This window comes from Dysgonomonas termitidis, assembly GCF_054657735.1.
In genome coordinates, this window is sequence record NZ_BAAHYD010000002.1 from 3,144,457 (window position 1) to 3,167,041 (window position 22,585).

Genomic DNA, 22,585 nt, shown 5'->3' on the forward strand with positions numbered 1-22,585 from the left:
TCATTGAATGTTAATGGTAATTTCTTTTGCGATGTTTAATGCGGAAGTCAGAGAAGAAGTGTCGGGATAGATGTCCCCATTACTGCCGTCTGGGCTGCTGTGTCCTATTATAGTTGCTGTATATTGTTTCCGGCTTAAATCAAGATCTATTTCTGCCGAATAAACTACGGCAGGTTGTCCGCTGCCTCCTTCACCGCCAGAATAATCCGTTTCTCCCTCTTTTGCATTTTCAGGATAGTTATCGTTCCAGTCTGTCGAATGGTTCAGTTCAATTTTCACAACAAACTGTTTCAAATCACCAACCGGACGGATTTTTACGTCAAAGCTGCCGTGTGGTGTTGCACCGGAAATTCCATCAACCAAAGGCTGGTCTTTTGTCGGCAAGTAGAGTCCGTCAGGATATTGGACTCCACGTGCATGACACCATACAGGCAACGCTTCTTTTCGCCTGTTCCCGCCATTAGCTTGCCACGACTCGGTTGCTACCTTGTGGCTTGCATAAATGGTTGTAAGGTAATTGCCTGCCAAATCCTCCACCCATATAGCTATTTGAGGCGGATTCTTCTTTTCGATACCCAGAAACAATGGAAAATCATGTAACCATTCATCACCTTTTGTTACCAGAACCTTCATATCATTCTCCTTGTAGATTACCAGGTCCTCACTACATGAAGCCAGCACGCCGAGTGCTGTAACTCCTGCTACTACTAATTTTTTTGCTTTCATTTTTACTATATTTAGTTGTTAATAATGTGTCCATCCGGATACATGTAAGATAAAAAAATATCATACATACCTCTCTAAGCCTTCAGACTGCTTTATGCGGTAATTATCCTGCCTGTCCAAATAAATGATATAGTATTCCATTGCTTCGTTTGTCCGTAGCAATTCATCCAGTTTGCCTGCTTCGACCGCCATTATTGCGGTAGCATATGCATCGGCGGTCGTGCAATCGGGAGCAATGACCGTAGTGCTCAGAATACGATTGTTTGCCGGATAACCCGTCTGCGGATTGATGGCATGCCCATATTGTTTGCCGTTTCGGGAGCGGTAATTATTATAGTTTCCCGAAGTGGCAACTCCTATTTTTCCTGACAGGTGAAGGATTACTTCAAACTTGGAAGATTGTTCAGCCCCTAAATACTTCGGTGGTTTGATGATCCCGACAGACCAATCCGAACCTGTTTTATTCTTACCTTTCGTAACAATCTCGCCGCCAATATCAACCATGTAATCATGCACGCCTTTGCTGTCTAAGTAACAGGCAATAATATCACATGAAAGTCCGTCCCCGATAGCGGAAAAGTTCAATTGAACGCGGGAATCGTCCTTTTCTATGGAATTGTTTGTGAGCGAAATCTTGTTATAACCCACATACTCCCTTATTTGATTTATCAAGCTCTCGGATGGTTCTTCCATATTCTTGAAACCAAATCCCCAAAGATTGATAAAAGGGGAACAGGTAGGGTCGAATATACCTTTTGTTTTATTGGCAAGCTCCATCGAACGATTGAAGGCTTCGATGAAGATGGCGTCCAAAACAACCTTCTCATTCTTATTTACTTTCGAGATAGTCGATTGCGGGTCAAACGGGTTGAGCGATTTGTAGAAGGTTTCATAAATAGACAGAATCTCTTCACTCAAATCATACGGATGATTATAGGTTATCCTGTAATAGGTATGCCTTTCTCCCGACAATACGTGATATTGACTTTTGCCTCCACATTTGGCAGAGTTATATAATAAAAAAGGGAACATCTGCATTGTTAGTTGGTTATTGATTGACATATATAGTAATCTCTTTCACAATATACAAGGCCGTAGTCAATCTAGAAGTGTCAGGATAAATCTTACCGTCAGAACCATCCGGGCTGCTGTGCCCAATAAGTTCCCCTTTAAATTCGTTCTTCCCACTATCTAAGTCAATTACCGTTTGATAAACAACAGCCGGTTGCCCGCTGCCCACCTTTCCTCCGGAGTAATTAACATCTCCTTCTTTAGCGTCTTTGGGGTAATACGCATTGAAATCCGTAGAATGGTTAAATTCGCATTTGACAACGAATTGCTTAATATCTTCATTCATTTGAAGGTTAGCAGTAAAGCTGCCTTTGGGTGTTGCTCCGGTTACAGCGTCAGGCAACGACTCGCTCTTGGTTGGGAGATAAAGCCCATCGGTATACTGCTTCCCTTGTGCATAACTCCAACAGGGAAGTGCTTCTTTGCGTCTGTTTCCTCCGGCAGCTATCCACGACTGAGTTGCCAGTCTCTTACTCACATAAATTGTGGAGAGGAAATTTCCTTCCAAATCCTCTGTCCAGATAGCTATCTGCGGTGCATTTTTCCTTTTGATAAACCAAAAAATCGAAAAATCATGCAGCCATTCGTTCCCTTGTTTTATGGAAACCTTAATATTACCGTTTCCAAACTCCGGACGAACAGTATCCTGTCCGCTACAACTGATTGTTGCTAATGCTAAAGTCATACTTAGAATTATTTTTTTCATTGTAAACTATTTTGTTATAATATCTATCAGGGAATCAATCCCTTTAGCAATCTGTTTCCAGCCGTCATCGCTTTGGATGTCGATACCGTTATACATTTGGCAATTTTCTTCAAGCATAGCCAGATAGGCTATTCCCGCATCCATAAGAGCGGTTATGGCTTGTAATTGTTCCTTATCCACCTTTGAAAACCCGGACATCATTTCCATAAATTGTACTCCATTCTTTTCTCTTTGGGCACGGATTTCCACTACAAAATCCTTATCGGAAGAAAGTTCCCATCTCTTTAACCTTTTAAGTGCGATATTATCCCTGTATTCTGCTATTTCCCTGCGATAAAATGTTTTCAGATAGCCTTTAATATCCGAAACATCTGGCTGTTTCAATGGCGTATTAAGCCAAAAATCATGCTTTTTCATATACGCATAGATTATGCCGTCCAGGGATTTAAAATAGCGGTAAATGAGGGTTTTATTTACTCCTGCCTGTTCAGCGACTTTCCTTACTCCAAGCGATTCAAAACCCTCCTTGACAATAAGTTCTCCTACTGCTTTAATCAGTTTTTCTTCGGTCATATCCCGATCTCGTTCCATCTTCTTTAGTTTGATTTACAAATGTATCCAATCGGACACAAATATAAGTGTCCAATTGGATACATGCAAGTTTTTTGGCGATTATTTTTTGAATTGGATAAATAAAACTGCGAATTGGTCAGATACCGTCTGACTTATAGTTCAGTTGGTTTTTCATAGATAGAATAATTATATTTTGCTTTCTGTTTATTTTCAACTATATTTTCAGTCGTAATCTATTAAAGTGATGCAGAAAAAAGATTTAAAGGCAATTCGGAATCGTACCTGTTGATTTTACGGTATTAACGATGATTTTGGGTAATTATAAGTCCCCAAAAAGTAAAGTTGCCGCCATGGAAAAGTCAGGTAATTTGATTCGTTTGAAGAAGGGATTGTTTGTTGTATCACCTGAAGTGAACGATCAAACCATTTCCCGTGAATTGATTGCCAATCATCTTTACGGACCATCCTACGTTTCACTCGAAACGGCATTGTCTTCCTATGGGATGATTCCAGAAAAGGTGTATGCTGTTCGGTCGATATGTAACCGTTCCCGAAGATTACTTCCAAATCGGTATCCGTCAGAAAATTGTAAATGATCAATATGCTTATATGTTTGCTACGCCCGAAAAGGCAATGTGTGACATGATTGTCACCACACGAAACTTACGCCTGCAATCGGTTAAAGCGATGCGGGAATATATTGAGGAAGATTTGCGGATAGACCTTTCCGCTATCGAATCATTTGATACGGATATTATTCGGCAATGTATCGCCACGAGAAAGAAGAATATTGAATTGACACAACTTTTAAAATTATTGGAACGATGAATAATAGTATATTCGACCAAATGTTGTCGCGCTACGAAGTAAAGACAAATGACGACTATACCAATGCGTTGCACGAAGTTATGCAGCAAACGGCCTTAGCGGGACTTTATCGCGGCGGATTCTTTAATAAGGCTGCTTTCTATGGTGGTACGTGTCTTCGTATCTTTTATAGAATGCAACGCTTTTCGGAAAATATGGGCTTCTCGTTGCTGCAATCCGATAAGGAATTCCATTTGGAAAATTATTTCGACTATATTGTCGCCGAATTTAAGGCTCTTGGCCGCGACGTGGTTATCACCAAGAAAGAAAAAAAGAATCAGACCAATGTGGAATCCGCTTTCCTGAAAGACGACACAGCTGTTTACAACCTACAATTTAGGACAGAAAAGAGCGTGAAAATCAAAATAGAAGTGGATATAAATCCGCCATCGGGTTTTACTACCGAACATAAACTTCTGTTGCTGCCGTTCTCATTTATGACCCGTTGCTATGTGTTACCGGATTTGTATGCGGGGAAAATGCACGCATTGTTATTCCGTGCATGGAAAAACAGGGTAAAGGGGCGCGACTGGTACGATTTTGAATGGTATGTGCGAAACAATGTAGCTTTGGATTTCAATCACCTTTGCCAACGAACTTATCAATTGGGTTCGCTAAAGGAAGATGAACTGACGCGAGATTCATTCACGCAACTATTAAAAGATAAAATTGCCAAAATCAATATTGAAATGGTCAAGAATGATGTCCGTCCATTCATCAAAAATCCTTCGGAAATGGATATTTGGTCGAATGACTATTTCACGCAATTGGTGGATATGATTCGGTTTGAGTAATATGCAATACAAGTAATCGCCCTTTTGTTTGATTATAGCAAATTTTGTAATCTCACAAAGCCTATATTAAACACACCTATAAGAAGGATGATATATTGCTGAGAGAAGTTGATCGCGTATTCATTCAAGATTTAGAATTCTATTTGAAGACCGAGAGGATTTAGCACCGTTGAAATAAACTCTTGAAAAATTGTCCACTTACAGCTATTTTGTTAATTTTGGTAATTATCATCTTAATATATGGATAGCACAAATGTTAATATAGCCCAACAATTAGAAGAGATTAGAGCACCTTCTACCCGGCGGGTGTTCGAAGCAAATACAAGTTGCGATAAAATCAGAATAGTACTTCATAATATGGAGAGCCTGCATGAAGATATGATTCAGGTATATAAAACTATTCTCGACTTGTTAATACCTTCCAAGAAATATTTATCTGAATTGGTATCATTTTATGAGCAGTACAAAATAAAAAGTATTTTCTCTTTCTCTAACAAACTATCCTGATAAATAGAATATAGTAAAATGAATACCCTCACGGGTTGGTATGCAACAACCACGAAATAAGCCCCTTCGATATCCGGTACTTTCCTGACTTTCTCGTCAAATTCAAATCTCTTATTCTTTTTGCCGTAGTTTGATAAATTTCTGCAAAAGTATGGATTAAGAGTTATTATAGAAATAATAATAACTGTTATCTTTAAAAGAACTCAATGATTAGACAAAAACACGTCCGCAAAAACGATCCGAGGAAAAACATCCCATATCTGATTTTCTAAATAAAGGTTAACACTATGATTAAAAAGAAACGGATGAATTACCTTCTATTTATTTCCTTTTGATAATTATACTTATTGAGTCTCGAGTTGCTAGAGAGAGGGATTTGTATTAAATAAATCCAGAATTTGAGAGCTTCATGAGCGACTGATATCTTCCTCTTCCCTCTGATAAATTAAAAGAGAATAGCGTGTAAACATAGAATATATAAACTAATTAAAAAAGAATTTCTATCTACTTTTACAAGGTCGGGCAAAAGATTTTACTTATATTTTAAATACTTTCGATGCTTTGAATGCCGGAATTACATGCCTTGAAAGCAGTTGGGCTTTTTGGAAAGAATATTTTTCAGGAATAATAGGTAATAAAAATTAAAGTAGTAAATTTAATAGAATATGCTACCTTACAAACCGTTTACCAAGCATATTCAGAAATGTTTTTATAGGTAATAATTTTCTTAATAACAACACTGTTTTTGCTTCTTTACCAACCACAGTTCTGAAAGCAGTCCTTTTATTGGTTGCCAAATCATAAATGACTTTAACAATAGCTATTGGATTGCTGGTTGCTCCCGGTCTTTGAGCGGCTTTGAGTTGTTCTGAAACCCGTGCGGTTATGATATCATAATCTCCGATAACCTTACTGGTGCTAAATTTAACGTTTTCGCCGAAATTAGATTCAAACCCTCCGGGTTCGACCAAGTGCAAATCAATATTCAATGGCTTTAATTCGAAGAAAAGACCTTCCGTAAGACCCTCCAGCGCAAATTTGGACATATTGTAAAGAGAACCTAAAGGTAAAGCGGTACTTCTTCCCATGACCGAGCTGATATTGATGAACTTTCCTGATTTTTGTTCCCTGAAATATGGCAAGGTGTTTCGTATTACATTGATTACACCTTTAACATTGACCTCATATTGTCTGTCAATATCTGCGTCTTCCATTAGCTCCAAGGCTCCATACATACCAATCCCTGCATTATTTACAACGACATCGATCTTACCGAACACATCAACGATTTCCTTTAAGGCTTCAACGATTGTTTCCTGCTCTGTTATATCAAGTTTGATGACTTTGATATTTGAAATTTCATTAAGTTCTGTTTCTTTTTCAGGTGATCGCATTGTCGCAGCGACATTCCATCCTTTTTCCGCAAAATATTTGGCAGTGAGTCTGCCTAAACCAGTACTTGTGCCTGTTATTAAGACTGTTTTCTTCATTTTTAATTTGTTTTACACAAAAGTACTTTAAAATTGATATATATTTGTAACCAGTATAACAGAGTATACCAAAATATATTGAAATGGAAAGAAATCAGGAAGAAGAATTACGGGCATTGCGAGATACTTTGTATTTTATTGGCGGCAAGTGGAGAATCCCTATTATCAACTCGATTTGCAACGGCAACAGAAGATTTCGCGAAATAGAACGAAGTATTCCCGGAATTACAACAAGGATGTTGTCAAAGGAATTAAAAGATATGGAAATGAACAAGTTGGTAAAAAGGATCGTTTATCCGGATACTCCTGTTCTGGTACAGTATGAGCCAACAGAATATTGCCGTTCATTTGGCAACATTATCCGTGAGATGGTCATTTGGGGAAGAGCACACCGGAAAGTAATCACCGGGATGTAAATCCAATTGTATTTTTAAACCCCTCTAAACGGAAAACATATAATAGAAAGAAGTAGGCGATGGCTAATTCATCAGTCACTTCTTCATATGCTACTTATTTACAACGCTGTTCTAAAAGGCATCTCCTACCTTTTCTGAAAACAACTGGACTTCTTTTATTTTATTATCCTCAATTCTCAATAAATCTACGCCTTAAATTCAAGGCTTTACCAAAAAGGCGGATTATAGAAAGAACACTGGCTTATATATCGTATTCGAGACGAAATTTAAGTGAGCCATACAACAAACAAAACTTTGAACCATACAGCAAACTTATATCTTGTGTCTCACGATACCTTTGCACTAACAAAATTTTAAAATTCATCACAATGACAAAAGTTTGGTTTATCACAGGAAGCTCAAGAGGGTTGGGCAAAAGTATCACAGAAGCAGTTTTAGCAAATGGGGACAAAGTTGCAGCAACTGCAAGGAATCCGAAACAGTTAAATGATTTGGCAAGCAAATATCCGGATCAGATTCTGACTCTACAGTTGGATGTAACGAACAAAGAACAAATTCATTCGACAGTAAAACAGACTATAAAACATTTCGGACGAATAGACGTACTGGTCAATAATGCGGGATTTGGCATTACAGGAGCTATTGAGGAATATACAGACGAACAGGTACAAAGCCAGTTAGAAGTAAATTTGTATGCACCGATTGAAATTTCAAGGGCCGTATTACCATACATGCGAAAACAACGTTCAGGCTATATCTTTAATATAAGTTCCATAGGAGGCAGAGTGGGAACGGCTGGGCTCTCAATATATCAAACGGCAAAATGGGGAGTTGCAGGTTTTACGGAAGTGTTGAGTAAAGAAGTAGCACAATTGGGCATTCAAGTTACGTCCATTGAACCGGGTGGAATCCGCACCGATTGGGCAGGCGAATCCATGTCGTTCACGAAAGAAATTGAAGATTACTCAGAGGTTTTAAAACCCTTCAAAAATTACCTTGCAACAGCCGAAGCTTTAAGTGAGCCGGACAAAATGGCAAAAGTGATTCTCAATTTATCAGAACATCCCAATCCGCCTGTACATTTGGTTTTGGGTTCAGACGCTGTTACGATTTTAGAAGCCGTTGATGCCGACAGAAAAGCCGAATTTGAAAAATGGAAACCGGTAAGCATATCAACTGATTTTGACGGTGTAGAAAATCCTTACGCTTCCGAAGAAAACAGACAAAATATTCTCAAAATGAATAAGCATTCATAATGAAAAAAACAGTATTTTTAGTGGTAATAGCAATATTACCATTAATATATTCGTGTAAACCAAATGCGGTCATGGAAGACAGAATACAAATCCAGGACTTAATAAATGCTTACGCTCATTGCGCAGACAATCGGGAAGCGCAAAAACAAGCGGAACTGTTTACGGAAAACGCGGTTGTAAACGTGTTTAATGGAAAAGAAAAACAAGCTGTGCAAACTTTACGCGGACGTAAAGAATTAGCAGAGGCTTTTCAAGGTTTAAATCAATATGATATAACAACCCATTTCAACGGACAAAGCTACGTTGAAATAAATGGTGATTCTGCCACAGGCGAAAGCTATTGTTTAGCCCACCACATAAAAATTGCTGAAAAATCATTATTGATTATGAGTATTCGTTACCATGACAAGTTTGTAAAACAAAACGGACATTGGCTGTTTGCGGAACGAAACCTATATGTAGATTGGACAGACAACAGGGAATTATTACATTAATTTACAATATAACAGACAATGAATGAAAGCAACATAGCAAAACTGATAAATTTCTCCTGCCACAGTTCCGATTTTAGGGAAGGCGAACATTTTACCTCTATACACAGTTTGGGTATGGTTATTTCAGGTGTAATGGACCTTGATGATGGACAGAGAAAACAAAAGTTTGAAAAAGGAGATTTATATTCTGTACGGAAAAATCACTTATTGAAGTTTGTAAAATATCCGCCTGTAAACGGAGAATTCAAATCATTGACAATTTCTTTTGATGAAGAATTACTTCTTGATTTCAGTAGGGAATACAACTACAAATCCGGGATAAAACAAAAGTCAACCGCATATGTTACTTTTCAAGACGACAAATCTCTGATTTCATTTATGCAGTCGTTATTGGAATATAAAGAAATATGGGATGACAGCGATATCAGGCTTATCCGGTTGAAGCAAAAAGAGGCTCTGATACTAATGCTGAAGTATGATATCAATTTTAAAGATGTCTTATTTGATTTCAGCAAGCCATATAAAATAGATTTAGAGGATTTTATGAATAAGAATTATCATTTCAATGTCCGTCTCGATAAGTTTGCCTATTTGACCGGTAGAAGTTTAGCTACATTCAAACGTGATTTCCAAAAAACATTCGGCACATCGCCGCGAAATTGGTTGCAGCAAAAACGGTTGCAAGAAGCACACTACCTGATTAGTGAAACCGGTAAAACATCGTCAGACGTATATTTAGATTTGGGATTTGAAAACCTGTCGCACTTCTCTTATGCTTTCAAAAAGCAGTTTGGATATCCTCCTTCATCTGTTGTGAAGCAAAATAAATAAACTCGTAATAACTTGTCTTTGTCATAACAAATTATTTATTAAGATATGGAACAAAACAATTATCAGGGAGCATTACAGAAACCAATTGGTTCAGGTTTTAATGCAACATCAACTTCAAAAGAAGTAATCAAAGGAATTGACCTTACCGGTAAAATTGCAATTGTAACAGGTGGATATGCAGGTATTGGTTTAGAAACAACAAAAACATTGTCATCGGCAGGGGCAACGGTTATCGTTCCTGCAAGAGATATAGAAAAAGCGAAGAAAAGTTTAGAGGGGATTCCAAATATAGAGTTGGAAACGATGGATTTAATGAACCCTGCTTCTATCGACCTGTTTGCTGAAAAAATTTTGGCTTCAGGCAGGCCATTACATTTGCTTATCAATAATGCAGGTATTATGTGGGTTCCGTTAGTCCGTGATGAACGAGGCTATGAAAGCCAGCTTTCCACAAACCATTTGGGGCACTTCCAGTTAACATCAAGGCTTTGGAGTGCGTTGGTAAAAGCTAATGGGGCAAGAGTTATAAATGTATCATCCTGGGGACATCACTATTCACGTTTCAATTTTGAAGATCCGAATTTTCTAAACCGCGAGTATGAAACATTATTGGGTTATGGACAGTCCAAAACTGCAAATGTCCTTTTCTCTTTAGAATTAGACATCAGAGGTAAAAATTTTGGCGTACGTTCTTTTTCTCTGCATCCGGGAGCGATTGTAGAAACCGATTTGAAGCGACATATGACATCAGAACAGTTACTGTCAACAGGTGTCATGGACAAAGAAGGAAACATCATTCGTGACGCATCAAAAGGATTGAAAACTATTCAACAAGGAGCTTCTACTACAATTTTTACAGCGACGAGTCCGTTACTCAACAATATCGGTGGTGTATATTGCGAAAATACAGAAGTAGCTGAATTAGATTTGCAAGATGATGACCCACGCAAAAGAATGCACGGAGTAACACGAATTGAAGGCGTTATGCCTTATGCCCTGGAAAAAGATACAGCTAAGAAACTATGGTCAACAAGTGAAGAGCTTACCGGAGTAAAATTCGAAATCTGATTATCAATAACTAATGCGTAGTTCTTCACGAAACTACGCATTTTAAATTTTATTTAAATCCAAAAAAATTCGTCATGTTTTCAGAAAAATAGCAGATATAAAATAAAGAAGAACTTCTTAAGAAAGTTGATCATCATCTATTATTGACTAATTGAATCAGACTACTAATGTATTTTAGTGGAAAAGTATACAGCCGAAGTATCTTTACTACAATGCCCTAACTCTTTCTGTATTGTAAGGGGGGCATTCCTGTGCGTTTTTTAAAATAACTTCCAAAAAACGATGGATTCGGAAAATTCATCTCTTCGGAAATCTGGGATACCGTCATATTCGAACTTTTCAGAAAAGCCTTTGCTGCCATAATAACCATTTCATCAATCCATTGCTGGATATTTTTACCACTTGTTTCATAAATAACCTGAGACAGGTATTTTGGAGTGATGAACATCTTGCCGGCATAGAAAGCAATACTGCGTTCCTGTATATGGTGCTTAAATAATAACTTGATGAAGTGATGTAAATGCTTCTCTTTACGGGTTAAAGTCTCATCATCATTTCCTATCTTTTTATCGTAATATAATTGCAGAACCTCATAGATAAGTGTATATAATAAATTTTTTGCTATTTTCTCCCTGTATAAATGATTTGTTTTCTTATACTGCTTTACGATAAATGCATGGAACTCCAGTAAGTTATTGGCTTCATCCTCGTTTATCTTCAGATAGGCCTTTTCTTCTATATTTTCAAAAAGTTCGGTTTCTGTAATTAATTTAAGGTCAGATACAAAGTCAAAGGAAAAGAATAAAAATTCAATAAGCAGGTCATCGCTCTGTTCCAAAATCTCTACAATATAATTGGGCAGGATAGTTATGATAGCATTTGCTTCTATCTGGAATTCTTTCAAATTAATTTTTATCCGGCCTGTCCCTTTTGCACAAATAGCGAAGGCAATACCTTCAACAATGTGCGGATATCGAAAATCAAACGGATAATCATGGATATTTACTTTATTCTCGGATATGATAAAATTCTTTATTCCTAATGTCAGTGATTGTCCTTCTATGTCCTCTAAAGATATTTTTGGATAATTCCCTCTATTCATAATCTTGTTGCTTAGATTTTACAAATGAATAACAAAAATCTGAATAAATTGATGATTTATATCCAAAATACGAAATTTTGAACATTTTTACAGTAGTATTGGATTGAGACAAACCATATTATAACGAGATCTTTGCAAATCGAAAAGAGTAATGATAATCATTCTTATAAATAAATTATGAATAAACTAAATTTGATTTTGAGAAAATGCATATATGGACTCCTTATAACAGGATCGATATCCTGTTCTTCTAAAAAAGACGAAAATCCTTACCCAAAGGTTATTCCGGTCAGGATACAGGAAATAAAATACAGCGATGATATTTACCAGCAAGAGTATATTGGTACGGTAGAGGGGGAGAATGCCGTCGATATCAGTTTTCAGGTTAATGGTAATATCGAACAAATCTATGCCAGAGAAGGGCAAAGTGTCCGGAAGGGGCAACTATTGGCAAAATTGAACACAAGCTCTATTGAAAGCATGTACACTGCAGCTAAAGCAAGCCTCACTCAGGCACAAGATGCATACGACAGGCAGACGATATTATATAACAGCAACAGTCTTCCTGAAATTAAGTATATTGAGGCAAAGACGGTATTGCAGCAAGCACAGGCCAGTGAACGTATTGCTCATAAAAATTTACAGGACTGCAATCTGTATGCTCCATTTTCGGGTGTAATAAGCCGTCGTTATCAGGAACCGGGTGCTAATGTCATGCCGGGAACACCAATTTTCAATTTGGTAACAATAAACCCGGTGATGATAAAAATAGCGATACCCGAAAATGAAATATCTTCAATCAAAACAGGTGAAACCGGCCGTGTGAAAATATCTGCATTAAACGATGCGTCCATTGATGGTAAGATTGCCGAAAAAGGGATTTCTGCCGACCTTGTTTCACATACATATGATATAAAAGTACGAATCAATAATCCTGATTTGCAAATTATGCCCGGCATGGTCTGTAAGGTTTATTTAAGCAATCCTGCGGCCACAGCTAACGGACAAAATATTATAATTCCACTCAACTCAATTCAGGTTGACTATTCCGGCAAACGTTTTGTCTGGATTAAAGATAAACAAAACAAAGCCGTATACCGGGAAATAACACAAGGTAAACTTATAGGAAACGGTATTGTAATAGAAAAAGGGCTTCAGGAAGGGGATAACCTCATCATCGAAGGCTACCAGAATATCAGCCCGGGAATAACAGTGGAAACAGCTAAATAAGAAATAAAAGATGAAACAAGAATCAGGTATTATCGGCTGGGCGATGAGATACAATAAGATTGTATTGCTTATTGTAGTTGTATTGGTTTTATTCGGGGTTTACGCACTAAATGTAATGCCTAAACAGGAGTTTCCTGTCTTCACCATTCGTCAGGGAGTTGTAGTTGGCGTATATCCGGGTGCAACTTCTGCTGAAATAGAAGAACAATTAGCCAAGCCTCTCGAAAATTTTCTGTTTACATACAAAGAAGTAAAGAAATCAAAGACATATTCACATTCCAGAGACGGGATAGTTTATGTATATGTGGAGCTTAACGATGAGGTAAACAACAAAGATGAAGTATGGTCGAAAATAAAACATGGTCTGACTACCTTCAAAGCACGACTACCCTCCGGTGTTTTGGCACTTATCGCTAATGATGATTTTGGTGATACATCAGCTTTGCTAATCTCATTGGAATCTGAAACAAAGACTTATCGCCAATTAGAAACTTATCTCGAAAATTTGGAAGACCGTTTGCGTACAATTGAGTCTGTGTCGAACCTGCGCCGTTATGGCGTTCAAAATGAACAGATAAGCATTTATATAGAGAAAGACAAGCTGGCAGCATATGGCATTAATATATTAAGCCTGTATCAGACACTGATGACAAAAGGTTTTATTACAACTGCCGGAAGAGTAGATAATCCGGATATGGTAATACCGATACATATAGAAAGGCCATATCAGTCAGAAAAGAATCTCGAAGAGCAAATTATCTATTCCGATGTACAAGGGAATCATATTCGCTTAAAAAATATAGCAAAGGTGGTAAGGGAATACCCTAAACCAACAAGCTATACTACAAACAATGGTCAGAAATGCCTTATCCTATCCACTGAAATGCGGGAAGGCTATAATGTCATTCAGTATGGGAAAGACATAGATGCTGTTCTCCGGCAATTTCAGAATGACATCCCTGATGATATCCATATCTACCGTATAGCTGACCAGTCACAAGTGGTCGGGCATTCTATCGATACCTTCCTGAAAGAATTACTGATGGCCATAGTTGCAGTTATATTAGTAACCGTGGCTCTATTGCCCCTACGGGTTGCCGGGGTAGCAGCCTCTTCTATTCCCATCACTATATTTATATCCCTGGGGTTGATGCTTAGTTTTGGGATTGAGCTTAATACCGTAACGCTGGCGGCCCTGATTGTCGTATTGGGTATGATTGTCGACAACTCGATTGTAATTGTGGATAGCTATCTCGAAAAATTAGACCACGGCATTCCCCGCCGGCAGGCATCCATCGAAAGTGCAAAAGAGTATACTAAAGCTATCATTTCTGCGACATTAGCTATCAGCCTGACGTTTTTTCCATTCTTAATTATGCTGACAGGACAATTCCTCGATTTTGTGCAACTTTTCCCTTGGACAGTACTTATTACTTTGGGGATATCATTAGCCGTGGCCGTTCTGTTTATCCCGTTCCTGCAATATTTTTTCATACGCAAAGGCCTACATGAGCAATCCGGTTCAGAAGATAAAGCAAAGAAAAAATCTTTCCTCGACATATTGCAAAGTGCATATAACGGGTTGTTGGAAAAAGTTTTCCAATATCCGAAGATATCCATATCCATTGGTGTTGCTTCTATTATAGCGGGTATTTATATGTTTGCCCATCTTCCCCAGAAACTAATGCCTATTGCTGAACGGAATCAATTTGCAGTAGAAATTTATTTACCGCAAGGAAGTTCTCTGGAGCAAACCGAAGCTGTTGCACAAGACATGGAAAAAGTATTAAAAGCTGAAGAAACAGTAGCTTCTGTCACATCTTTCTATGGGACCGGCTCCCCCCGCTTTCAAACGGCTTACGCTCCCAAAATGGGAGGGACTAACTTCGCACAATTCATTGTCAATACGGCATCGAATGAAGACACTGAATTATTATTGGATAAATATTCTACAAAATATGCATACCACTATCCTAATGCTTTTGTGAAATTTAAGCAATTAGACTATCAGGCAGTGGATGCGGACATTGATATTCGTTTATCGGGAAATAATACCGCCGGACTCAAGAGATTTGCGGACACATTGATGACTGAATTAAAAACGTTAGACGAACCTCTGAGGATATATACAAATTTTGAAGAGCCTTTACCGGGTATTAAAATATCAGTAGACCCTGTCGAATCAAACAGGTTGGGAGTCAATGAAGCCATATTAGGTATTGGCCTGGCTTCCCGTTTCGGAGGAGCACCAATAACGACTATCTGGGAAAATGACTATTCGCTGCCAGTGGTATTAAAATCAAAATGGGAACAGAAGGACCCAACAGCAGAAGATATTTCCAACGAATATGTTTCAGGTTTGTTATCCCCAAGTGTGCCTTTACGGCAGATAGCCAGTGTTTCAGCGGATTGGACAGAGGGGCAGATTAACCGGCGCAACGGAGTCCGCACGCTATCAATCTTTGTCGATTTGAAAAGAGGCGAAAAAGTGAGTGAAGTTCAATCGAAAGTGGAGAATATAGTCAGCTCTGTTGCAGGAAAGTCATTACCTAAAGGCGTTTCAATATCTTATGGTGGCGTAAAGGAATCCGATGAGGAAACAATGCCTAAGATGGTCAAAGCGCTTTCCGTCTCGATTGTTATTATCTTCTTTATCTTGATATTTCACTTTAAAAAAGTAAGTCTTGCAACTCTGGTTCTGGCTTCTACCTCACTGAGTATTTTTGGTGCGGCCATAGGTATCAAAGTAATGGGAATAGACTTTAGTGTAACCGCAATACTGGGTATTGTAAGTTTGATTGGCATTATTGTCCGCAATGGCATTATCATGTTCGATTATACCGAAGAATTACGCTATAAACAGGGGAAGACGGTATTAGAAGCTTCAATCGAAGCCGGTAAACGAAGGATGCGTCCGATATTCCTGACTTCTGCTGCTGCATCTATGGGCGTCATACCTATGATTATCAGCAGAAGCCCATTGTGGTGCCCGATGGGGACTGTTATCAGTTTCGGAACGATTTTTTCCATGATATTTATCCTTACCCTATTGCCTTTGGCCTATTGGCTCATATACAGGCATGAAGATGACAAACCCAAGAAACAAAAACTGAATAATTATGAATAAAAAATATTTTATGATACTGGTAATATGTTCTGTAATAGTACACTTACCTGCACAAACAAAATATAGCCTCAACGACTGTAAACAAATGGCTGTTGAGAATAATAAAAAGATTAAAAATAGCCAACTGGAAATTAATGCTGCCAAAGAAGCGAAAAAAGATGCTTTTACAAACTATTTCCCTTCTGTCAGTGCTTCCGGGTTCGGATTTAAAGCAAAAGACCCATTGGTCGCACTTAATATGGGGGGAGCTCCTATCGGTTTCTTAAAGGATGGGATGACAGCAACAATCAGTGTTAGTCAGCCCGTATTTGTCGGTGGAAAAATCGTATATGGAAATAAACTGGCCGACCTGGGCATTCAGGTTAGCCAATATCAGTCCAGGCTATCGGAGAATGATATTCTCTTAAATACTGAGAATTTATATTGGCAACTGGTTTCCCTGTCTGAAAAAGAAAAAACATTGGATATTATAGATTCTCAGTTGGATGTCTTGTTGAAAGACGTGGAACTGTCATACAAAGCCGGACTTATCACGAATAATGATGTGTTGAAAGTAAAACTTAAAAAGAATGAGATAGCCAGTAACCGCATCAATCTGGATAATAACATCAGGCTTGTAAAAATGTCTATGTGCCAACAGATTGGACTAGAATTGACTACATCGGAGACTTTTGAAATCACTGCACCGAATATCGAGGAAGTAGAATCTCCTGCTGTCTATTATGTCAATCATAAAGATGCCTTACCCAATAGAATGGAAAGCAAACTTTTGGACAAGAACATAGAAGCATCCAAATTGCAGACAAAGATAAAACGAGCTGATTATCTGCCTACAGTGGCTGTTGGTGCTACCTATTATAAAGAAAATTTTCTGGATGGATGGACCGGAAACGGTGCTGTATTTGTATCCGTGAGCATTCCCCTATCGGGATGGTGGGGCGGCTCGCACGTAATCAAGCAGCAGAAGATAAAAGAACAAATAGCCTATAATGATAAATTGGATATGGAAGAACAGCTTTTATTACAGATGCAGAAGGTCAGGAATGATTTGGACAATGCATACAAACAAATACTGTTGGCGAAAGAGGCTATCGGGCAATCATCTGAAAATCTGCGCCTCAACAACGATTATTATAAGGCAGGTACAGTTACTCTTACTGATGTTTTGGATGCCCAGTTCTTATTACAACAAAGCCGGGACAGGTATGTAGAAACATATTCAGCATACGAACAAAAAAGGTTCGAATATTTACAGGTAACAGGAAGATAGCTCTTTTCATATAGATAATCAGGCCGGAGTATCGTATTAATATCTATGATTCTGATAAAATATCTTCTATGCCTGAATTTTGATGAGTATAGAATTGCTGGACATAACTACCATTATTATTTTTTCTAATTGCTTAGTATAGCTATTAATAGTAGTTTTGAGGTGTGTAGAAGTTATATTATAAAGTACGGGACTATTCAGTATATTTTTCGACCCTTCTTTAACGAAATCAATTTCATCAGGAGTACGTGGATTTTCAAAAAGTAGTCTAATTTATTTGAGATTAAAATCGTATTTTCTAAGGAATAATAGTAACTTGTATTAATTAATATTTTAGTAGCATTAAGCCAGAAGAGTAAATCTATTACTTTCGGATAGTCCTTTTGCGGCAACAATATACAGTGAAACTAAAATTTTGCTGTATATTGTGTTATTGATAGAAGAACTCGAATAAAGGTATTTATACATAGCTTTAAAGCTATATATCGCTAATTGAGACCACGTCATCACTTTTTATATATTTTTTAATCTAATATCTGAAATATATATATACTTTTGTGTATTAGAAATTTGATTCTAAGTTAATTTAGTCAATGAGACGGTTTATATCCATATTCCTTTCACTTATAATACTTGTAGTAGGGGCTCATCCTGTACTGGCAATGCATTTTTGTGCGGGCGATTTATTTTCCGTCAATCTGACTAAGGCCAATCAGCAAAATCATTTCTGCTGTGAAAAAATGGAGAATATGCCGACAGAGGATTGCGGGAGCAAATCTCATTCCCATCATAAACCACATTCAGCATTTACCGAAGAACATGACAATTGTTGTACTTTTAAGCAGGTAAAATTGTCGACAGATGATTTCAACCATCAAATCCAACAATCCAGCCTGAATAATATACTGCCATCCTTTTTCAATGTCTGGTTTGTATTATATTCAGCCGTCAACTATCTCGAATCTGACAGTTCTGTAATAGTTCAACATATTTTTCCACCCGGAGGGCTGGACAAGTTGAATATTGACTTGCTCGCCTATATTTGTACCTATCGTATTTGATATTTAAGCCTGGTAACATAACTGTTATCAGCCAACGTATTTTGTCTTTGACAAAACAGCTTCCATTGTTGTTTTGTTAAAGTTATATCTATTTAGCTTATACATTTATGTTTGAGATATCGACATTAAATGAATTAACAAAATATCAAATATATCAGACTATGCTAAACAAAATCATTAAGTATTTCCTGAATAACAGGTTGATAACAATGTTATTACTGGTTATTCTGGTTGTTTGGGGACTATCGACTGCGCCGTTTAACTGGCATGGGGGATTATTACCGCGCGACCCGGTTCCGGTGGATGCCATCCCCGATATAGGAGAAAACCAGCAGATAGTGGCAACCGAATGGATGGGACGTTCTCCCAAAGATATTCAGGACCAGATAACTTATCCTTTGACGACATCCCTGTTAGGAATGCCGGGGGTAAAGACCATTCGCAGTACTTCCATGTTCGGGATGTCTTTCATCTATATTATATTCGATGATAATGTGGAATTCTATTGGAGTCGTTCCCGTATCCTCGAAAAACTGAACTCTCTGCCGGCCGGTACACTCCCCGAAGGCGTTCAGCCGGGTTTAGGCCCCGACGCAACTGCTTTAGGTCAGATATTCTGGTATACACTCGAAGGCCGTAATCCTGAAACAAGAGAACCGACCGGAGGCTGGGACCCCGATGAACTGAGGACGGTACAGGATTTTTATGCCAAGTATTCAATTTCATCGGCCGAAGGGGTTTCCGAAGTAGCTTCCATCGGAGGATATATCAAAGAATATCAGGTGGAAATAAACCCTAATTCGATGCGTGCCTACAATGTGTCTATAATGGATGTGATGAATGCCATACAAAAAAGTAATCTCGATATAGGAGCTGAAACCGTTGAAATCAATAAGGCGGAGTATTTGGTACGGGGATTGGGATACATTAAAAAAGTTTCGGATCTGGAAGAAGCGGTAATTACTGTCCGCAACGGTGTACCGGTCAAGATAAAAGATGTTGCATTCGTCAATCTCGGACCTGCTACCCGTAGAGGAGGGCTGGATAAAGAAGGTATAGAAGCTGTAGGGGGAGTTGTCGTTGCCCGTTACGGATCGAATCCGATGCAGGTAATACAGAATGTGAAAGATAAGATAAAAGAGATGGAGGCCGGTCTTCCTCAAAAAACATTGGCAGACGGTACTGTTTCCAAGGTCACAATTGTCCCTTTCTATGACAGGTCGGGGCTGATACAGGAAACAATCGGCACACTCGAAACAGCTTTATCACACGAAGTCCTTATCTGTATTATAGTGGTCATTGTACTTGTCTTCAATCTGAGGGCATCGGTCGTCATATCGAGTATATTGCCCATAGCCGTACTGATGACGTTTATTATTATGCGTTATCTGGGTATCGAGGCCAATATTGTTGCCCTGTCAGGTATTGCGATAGCTATCGGGGTAATGGTGGATGTCGGTGTCGTCTTTGTCGAGAATATTATCCGGCATATGGAAGAAGAGTCAAATAAAGGCATAACGAAGGGTAAAGCCTTTATAGACCTGATATATAAAAGTGTGAGTGAAGTTTCAGGTGCATTATCAACAGCTATGCTTACCACCATCATCAGTTTCCTTCCTGTATTTGCGATGGAAGCTCAGGAAGGTAAGCTGTTTAAACCATTGGCTTACACCAAAACATTTGCCTTATTATCGGCTTTCTTGCTTGGAGTAGCCATGTTGCCCACATTAGCCTACTATGTCTTTTCATTAAAGATAAGTTCCAAACTTATCCGCAAAGTTTGCAATATCACGCTTATAGCCAGCGGAATCGTTCTGTTTATATTGACGGGGATTGTTCCTGTGCTGGGATTATGCCTGTTCGGACTGAACAATCTTTTTTCATATAAATGGAAAAACAAAAAAACACCGACTTACCTCAATGTCGGCATAGCTATCCTCATCGCAGTCTATTACCTGACTATAGAATGGCTGCCTGTGGGTACGCAGGAAGGTATTCCGGTCAACTTCATATTTGTTGTTCTGGCTATTGCCGTCATATTAGGTATGCTATGGGTCTTAGTCATTTATTATGAGCGAATCTTGCGCTGGTGCCTTGCCCATCGTTGGAAATTTATGCTGATACCAGTCATCACTGTATTCTTCGGCATGATTATCTGGGTAGGATTTGAGAAAACATTCGGCTTTGTAGCCAATGGATTTGAGGCGATAGGATGGAAAACATTCAGGCAAACCGGCTTTTGGCAAGCATCCGCTGATAAGTTTCCGGGTATCGGTGAAGAATTTATGCCGAGTCTGAATGAAGGCTCTTTCCTATTGATGCCTACAAGTATGCCTCATACCGGTATAGAGCAAAATCTCAGTTATATAGAAACGCTCGATAAACGTATATCCAATATTCCGGAAGTCGAAATCACTGTCGGTAAATGGGGACGTGTCAATTCAGCTCTTGACCCCGCACCTGCCCAGATGTTCGAAAATACCATAAATTATCGTCCCGAATATATACTGGATGAAAACGGGCATCGCCAGCGATTCAAAGTAAATGGTAAAGGCGAATTTTTGCTTATCAACGGCTCTACTTACAACCCTGAAGACGGATTCAGGCTTATTCCTGCGGATAGCCTTGTCATTGATAAAAATGGGGATTATTTCCGTCAATGGCGTCCTCAGATAAAGAAAACGGATGATATCTGGCAGGAAATTGTGAACGTTTCCCATATGCCGGGGCTTACTTCATCGCCTAAATTGCAACCGATAGAAGCCCGTTTGGTTATGCTATCGACCGGGATGCGTGCCCCGATGGGTATAAAGGTATCAGGACCTGACCTCGAATCTATCGAGAAAGGTGGGAAAGCTTTGGAAACGGCCTTGAAAGATATACCGTCGATACTTCCTTCTACCGTATTCTACGACCGTGCAGTGGGTGCTCCATATATCGAAATCAAACTGAACCGCCAGAATATGGCGCGGTACGGCATTACGGTAGCAGACCTGCAAGAGGTAATCAGTGCAGCAGTGGGAGGTATGCCGTTGACGACGACCGTGGAAGGACGCGAGCGTTTCCCTGTCAGGTTGCGGTATCCCCGCGAGTTGAGAGAAAATCCCGAAGAGCTGTCCCGGCTTATTATACCTACAGCCACAGGTGCGCAGATACCACTTGGCGAAGTTGCGGATATAGAATATACCAAAGGCGCGCAAATGATACAAAGCGAAAATACCTTCCTGCTGGGATACGTTATTTTTGATAAAGTTTCTGGTAAAGCAGAAGTGGAGGTCGTAAAAGAAGCCGATAAGATATTGAACGAGAAAATCGCTTCGGGAGAAATCCAGCTACCCAAAGGTGTTTCCTACAAGTTTGCCGGAAATTACGAACAGCAAGAGCGTGCCGCCAACCGTTTGCTTATAGTGATACCGTTAAGCTTACTGGCTATTTTGCTCATCCTTTATTTCCAGTTTAAAACTGTCACCGCCTCACTGATTCATTTCTCGGGTGTCATTGTAGCTTTTGCCGGAGGGTTTATCCTGCTGTGGTTCTATGGAGAGCCCTGGTTCATGAATTTCTCGATAGGAGGAAATAATCTGAGGGATATGTTCCAGATGCACCCTATTAACTTAAGTATAGCTGTATGGGTCGGATTTATAGCCCTTTTTGGTATCGCTACCAACGATGGCGTACTGATGGGAACTTATATACACGATACTTTTCTGAAAAAAAATCCCCATACCAAAGATGAAATCAGGGAAGCAGTAGTAAGTGCCGGATTGAGAAGGGTACGCCCGGCAGCCATGACTACGGCGACAGCATTGATAGCCTTACTGCCTGTACTTACTTCTACAGGAAAAGGGGCGGATATAATGATTCCGATGGCTATACCGACATTTGGAGGTATGCTTATCCAGTCCATGACAATGTTCGTAGTTCCTGTATTTCAGTGCTGGTGGAGAGAATGGGCTATCAGAAAACACGGAAGTATTAAAGAATAAAACAAAGGTT

General features: G+C 38.9%; 19 protein-coding genes. 13 read left to right on the plus strand and 6 right to left on the minus strand.

What is annotated here, in order from left to right:
- Genes ACYQ3L_RS16930 through ACYQ3L_RS16945 form a run of 4 tightly spaced genes read right to left on the minus strand, consistent with a single transcriptional unit; the run spans position 1 to position 3,094 of the window.
- Entirely contained in the window at positions 1-726 is a 726-nt protein-coding gene (locus tag ACYQ3L_RS16930; RefSeq protein WP_379997921.1) for a T9SS type B sorting domain-containing protein, read from the minus strand.
- Between the two features lie 60 nt (positions 727-786).
- Positions 787-1,788, minus strand: coding sequence for an FAD:protein FMN transferase (locus tag ACYQ3L_RS16935; protein ID WP_379997919.1), 1,002 nt, complete (start codon positions 1,786-1,788; stop codon positions 787-789).
- A complete protein-coding gene (locus ACYQ3L_RS16940; RefSeq protein ID WP_379997917.1) occupies positions 1,775-2,503 on the minus strand; it encodes a hypothetical protein in 729 nt (242 codons plus the stop codon). Before ACYQ3L_RS16940 ends, ACYQ3L_RS16935 begins: the two co-directional genes overlap by 14 nt.
- Positions 2,504-2,509: 6 nt before the next feature.
- Entirely contained in the window at positions 2,510-3,094 is a 585-nt protein-coding gene (locus tag ACYQ3L_RS16945; RefSeq protein ID WP_379997915.1) for a TetR/AcrR family transcriptional regulator, read from the minus strand.
- Between the two features lie 504 nt (positions 3,095-3,598).
- On the opposite strand from ACYQ3L_RS16945, the gene ACYQ3L_RS16950 reads away from it, so the two are divergent.
- From ACYQ3L_RS16950 to ACYQ3L_RS16960, 3 genes are all read left to right on the plus strand, one after another.
- Positions 3,599-3,904, plus strand: a complete 306-nt coding sequence (locus tag ACYQ3L_RS16950) for a hypothetical protein (RefSeq protein ID WP_379997913.1) — start codon at positions 3,599-3,601, stop codon at positions 3,902-3,904.
- Positions 3,901-4,737: a nucleotidyl transferase AbiEii/AbiGii toxin family protein gene (locus ACYQ3L_RS16955; protein ID WP_379997911.1), complete on the plus strand. Its 837-nt coding sequence runs from the start codon at positions 3,901-3,903 to the stop codon at positions 4,735-4,737. Before ACYQ3L_RS16950 ends, ACYQ3L_RS16955 begins: the two co-directional genes overlap by 4 nt.
- 240 nt (positions 4,738-4,977) lie before the next feature.
- On the plus strand, positions 4,978-5,244 hold the full coding sequence (locus ACYQ3L_RS16960; RefSeq protein WP_379997909.1) for a hypothetical protein: 267 nt from the start codon (positions 4,978-4,980) through the stop codon (positions 5,242-5,244).
- Positions 5,245-5,912: 668 nt separating this feature from the next.
- Here ACYQ3L_RS16960 and ACYQ3L_RS16965 read toward each other — a convergent pair.
- Positions 5,913-6,734, minus strand: a complete 822-nt coding sequence (locus ACYQ3L_RS16965; RefSeq protein WP_379997907.1) for an SDR family oxidoreductase — start codon at positions 6,732-6,734, stop codon at positions 5,913-5,915.
- Between the two features lie 83 nt (positions 6,735-6,817).
- Between ACYQ3L_RS16965 and ACYQ3L_RS16970 the strand changes: the two genes are divergently transcribed.
- The 5 genes from ACYQ3L_RS16970 (at position 6,818) to ACYQ3L_RS16990 (ending at position 10,799) form a co-directional block, all read left to right on the plus strand.
- The gene (locus ACYQ3L_RS16970) at positions 6,818-7,150 is read left to right on the plus strand and encodes a winged helix-turn-helix transcriptional regulator (RefSeq protein ID WP_379997905.1); all 333 of its coding nucleotides are present in this window, start codon (positions 6,818-6,820) and stop codon (positions 7,148-7,150) included.
- A gap of 368 nt (positions 7,151-7,518) precedes the next feature.
- On the plus strand, positions 7,519-8,406 hold the full coding sequence (locus tag ACYQ3L_RS16975; protein ID WP_379997903.1) for an oxidoreductase: 888 nt from the start codon (positions 7,519-7,521) through the stop codon (positions 8,404-8,406).
- Entirely contained in the window at positions 8,406-8,900 is a 495-nt protein-coding gene (locus ACYQ3L_RS16980) for a nuclear transport factor 2 family protein (RefSeq protein WP_379997901.1), read from the plus strand. Before ACYQ3L_RS16975 ends, ACYQ3L_RS16980 begins: the two co-directional genes overlap by 1 nt.
- An 18-nt stretch (positions 8,901-8,918) precedes the next feature.
- Positions 8,919-9,731, plus strand: coding sequence for a helix-turn-helix domain-containing protein (locus tag ACYQ3L_RS16985; protein ID WP_379997899.1), 813 nt, complete (start codon positions 8,919-8,921; stop codon positions 9,729-9,731).
- 45 nt (positions 9,732-9,776) lie between these two features.
- A complete protein-coding gene (locus tag ACYQ3L_RS16990; RefSeq protein ID WP_379997897.1) occupies positions 9,777-10,799 on the plus strand; it encodes an SDR family NAD(P)-dependent oxidoreductase in 1,023 nt (340 codons plus the stop codon).
- 217 nt (positions 10,800-11,016) lie between these two features.
- On the opposite strand, the gene ACYQ3L_RS16995 is transcribed toward ACYQ3L_RS16990, so the two are convergent.
- Entirely contained in the window at positions 11,017-11,901 is an 885-nt protein-coding gene (locus ACYQ3L_RS16995) for a helix-turn-helix domain-containing protein (protein ID WP_379997895.1), read from the minus strand.
- 177 nt (positions 11,902-12,078) lie between these two features.
- On the opposite strand from ACYQ3L_RS16995, the gene ACYQ3L_RS17000 reads away from it, so the two are divergent.
- From ACYQ3L_RS17000 to ACYQ3L_RS17020, 5 genes are all read left to right on the plus strand, one after another.
- Positions 12,079-13,131 (plus strand): efflux RND transporter periplasmic adaptor subunit, encoded by a 1,053-nt coding sequence (locus ACYQ3L_RS17000; RefSeq protein ID WP_379997893.1) that lies wholly within the window; start codon positions 12,079-12,081, stop codon positions 13,129-13,131.
- Positions 13,132-13,141: 10 nt separating this feature from the next.
- The gene (locus ACYQ3L_RS17005; RefSeq protein WP_379997891.1) at positions 13,142-16,258 is read left to right on the plus strand and encodes an efflux RND transporter permease subunit; all 3,117 of its coding nucleotides are present in this window, start codon (positions 13,142-13,144) and stop codon (positions 16,256-16,258) included.
- On the plus strand, positions 16,251-17,528 hold the full coding sequence (locus tag ACYQ3L_RS17010) for a TolC family protein (RefSeq protein WP_379997889.1): 1,278 nt from the start codon (positions 16,251-16,253) through the stop codon (positions 17,526-17,528). The genes ACYQ3L_RS17005 and ACYQ3L_RS17010 overlap by 8 nt, the downstream gene beginning before the upstream one ends.
- A 593-nt stretch (positions 17,529-18,121) precedes the next feature.
- Positions 18,122-18,589, plus strand: a complete 468-nt coding sequence (locus ACYQ3L_RS17015) for an HYC_CC_PP family protein (RefSeq protein ID WP_379997887.1) — start codon at positions 18,122-18,124, stop codon at positions 18,587-18,589.
- Positions 18,590-18,750: 161 nt separating this feature from the next.
- A complete protein-coding gene (locus tag ACYQ3L_RS17020; RefSeq protein ID WP_379997885.1) occupies positions 18,751-22,575 on the plus strand; it encodes an efflux RND transporter permease subunit in 3,825 nt (1,274 codons plus the stop codon).
- Positions 22,576-22,585: the final 10 nt, after the last annotated feature.

What these genes read in the sequence shown, in the direction of transcription:
- ACYQ3L_RS16930 (WP_379997921.1), bottom strand. Translation starts at nt 726, where the DNA reads ATGAAAGCAAAAAAATTAGTAGTAGCAGGAGTTACAGCACTCGGCGTG.
- ACYQ3L_RS16935 (WP_379997919.1), bottom strand. Translation starts at nt 1,788, where the DNA reads ATGTCAATCAATAACCAACTAACAATGCAGATGTTCCCTTTTTTATTA.
- ACYQ3L_RS16940 (WP_379997917.1), bottom strand. Translation starts at nt 2,503, where the DNA reads ATGAAAAAAATAATTCTAAGTATGACTTTAGCATTAGCAACAATCAGT.
- ACYQ3L_RS16945 (WP_379997915.1), bottom strand. Translation starts at nt 3,094, where the DNA reads ATGGAACGAGATCGGGATATGACCGAAGAAAAACTGATTAAAGCAGTA.
- ACYQ3L_RS16950 (WP_379997913.1), top strand. Translation starts at nt 3,599, where the DNA reads ATGCTGTTCGGTCGATATGTAACCGTTCCCGAAGATTACTTCCAAATC.
- ACYQ3L_RS16955 (WP_379997911.1), top strand. Translation starts at nt 3,901, where the DNA reads ATGAATAATAGTATATTCGACCAAATGTTGTCGCGCTACGAAGTAAAG.
- ACYQ3L_RS16960 (WP_379997909.1), top strand. Translation starts at nt 4,978, where the DNA reads ATGGATAGCACAAATGTTAATATAGCCCAACAATTAGAAGAGATTAGA.
- ACYQ3L_RS16965 (WP_379997907.1), bottom strand. Translation starts at nt 6,734, where the DNA reads ATGAAGAAAACAGTCTTAATAACAGGCACAAGTACTGGTTTAGGCAGA.
- ACYQ3L_RS16970 (WP_379997905.1), top strand. Translation starts at nt 6,818, where the DNA reads ATGGAAAGAAATCAGGAAGAAGAATTACGGGCATTGCGAGATACTTTG.
- ACYQ3L_RS16975 (WP_379997903.1), top strand. Translation starts at nt 7,519, where the DNA reads ATGACAAAAGTTTGGTTTATCACAGGAAGCTCAAGAGGGTTGGGCAAA.
- ACYQ3L_RS16980 (WP_379997901.1), top strand. Translation starts at nt 8,406, where the DNA reads ATGAAAAAAACAGTATTTTTAGTGGTAATAGCAATATTACCATTAATA.
- ACYQ3L_RS16985 (WP_379997899.1), top strand. Translation starts at nt 8,919, where the DNA reads ATGAATGAAAGCAACATAGCAAAACTGATAAATTTCTCCTGCCACAGT.
- ACYQ3L_RS16990 (WP_379997897.1), top strand. Translation starts at nt 9,777, where the DNA reads ATGGAACAAAACAATTATCAGGGAGCATTACAGAAACCAATTGGTTCA.
- ACYQ3L_RS16995 (WP_379997895.1), bottom strand. Translation starts at nt 11,901, where the DNA reads ATGAATAGAGGGAATTATCCAAAAATATCTTTAGAGGACATAGAAGGA.
- ACYQ3L_RS17000 (WP_379997893.1), top strand. Translation starts at nt 12,079, where the DNA reads ATGAATAAACTAAATTTGATTTTGAGAAAATGCATATATGGACTCCTT.
- ACYQ3L_RS17005 (WP_379997891.1), top strand. Translation starts at nt 13,142, where the DNA reads ATGAAACAAGAATCAGGTATTATCGGCTGGGCGATGAGATACAATAAG.
- ACYQ3L_RS17010 (WP_379997889.1), top strand. Translation starts at nt 16,251, where the DNA reads ATGAATAAAAAATATTTTATGATACTGGTAATATGTTCTGTAATAGTA.
- ACYQ3L_RS17015 (WP_379997887.1), top strand. Translation starts at nt 18,122, where the DNA reads ATGAGACGGTTTATATCCATATTCCTTTCACTTATAATACTTGTAGTA.
- ACYQ3L_RS17020 (WP_379997885.1), top strand. Translation starts at nt 18,751, where the DNA reads ATGCTAAACAAAATCATTAAGTATTTCCTGAATAACAGGTTGATAACA.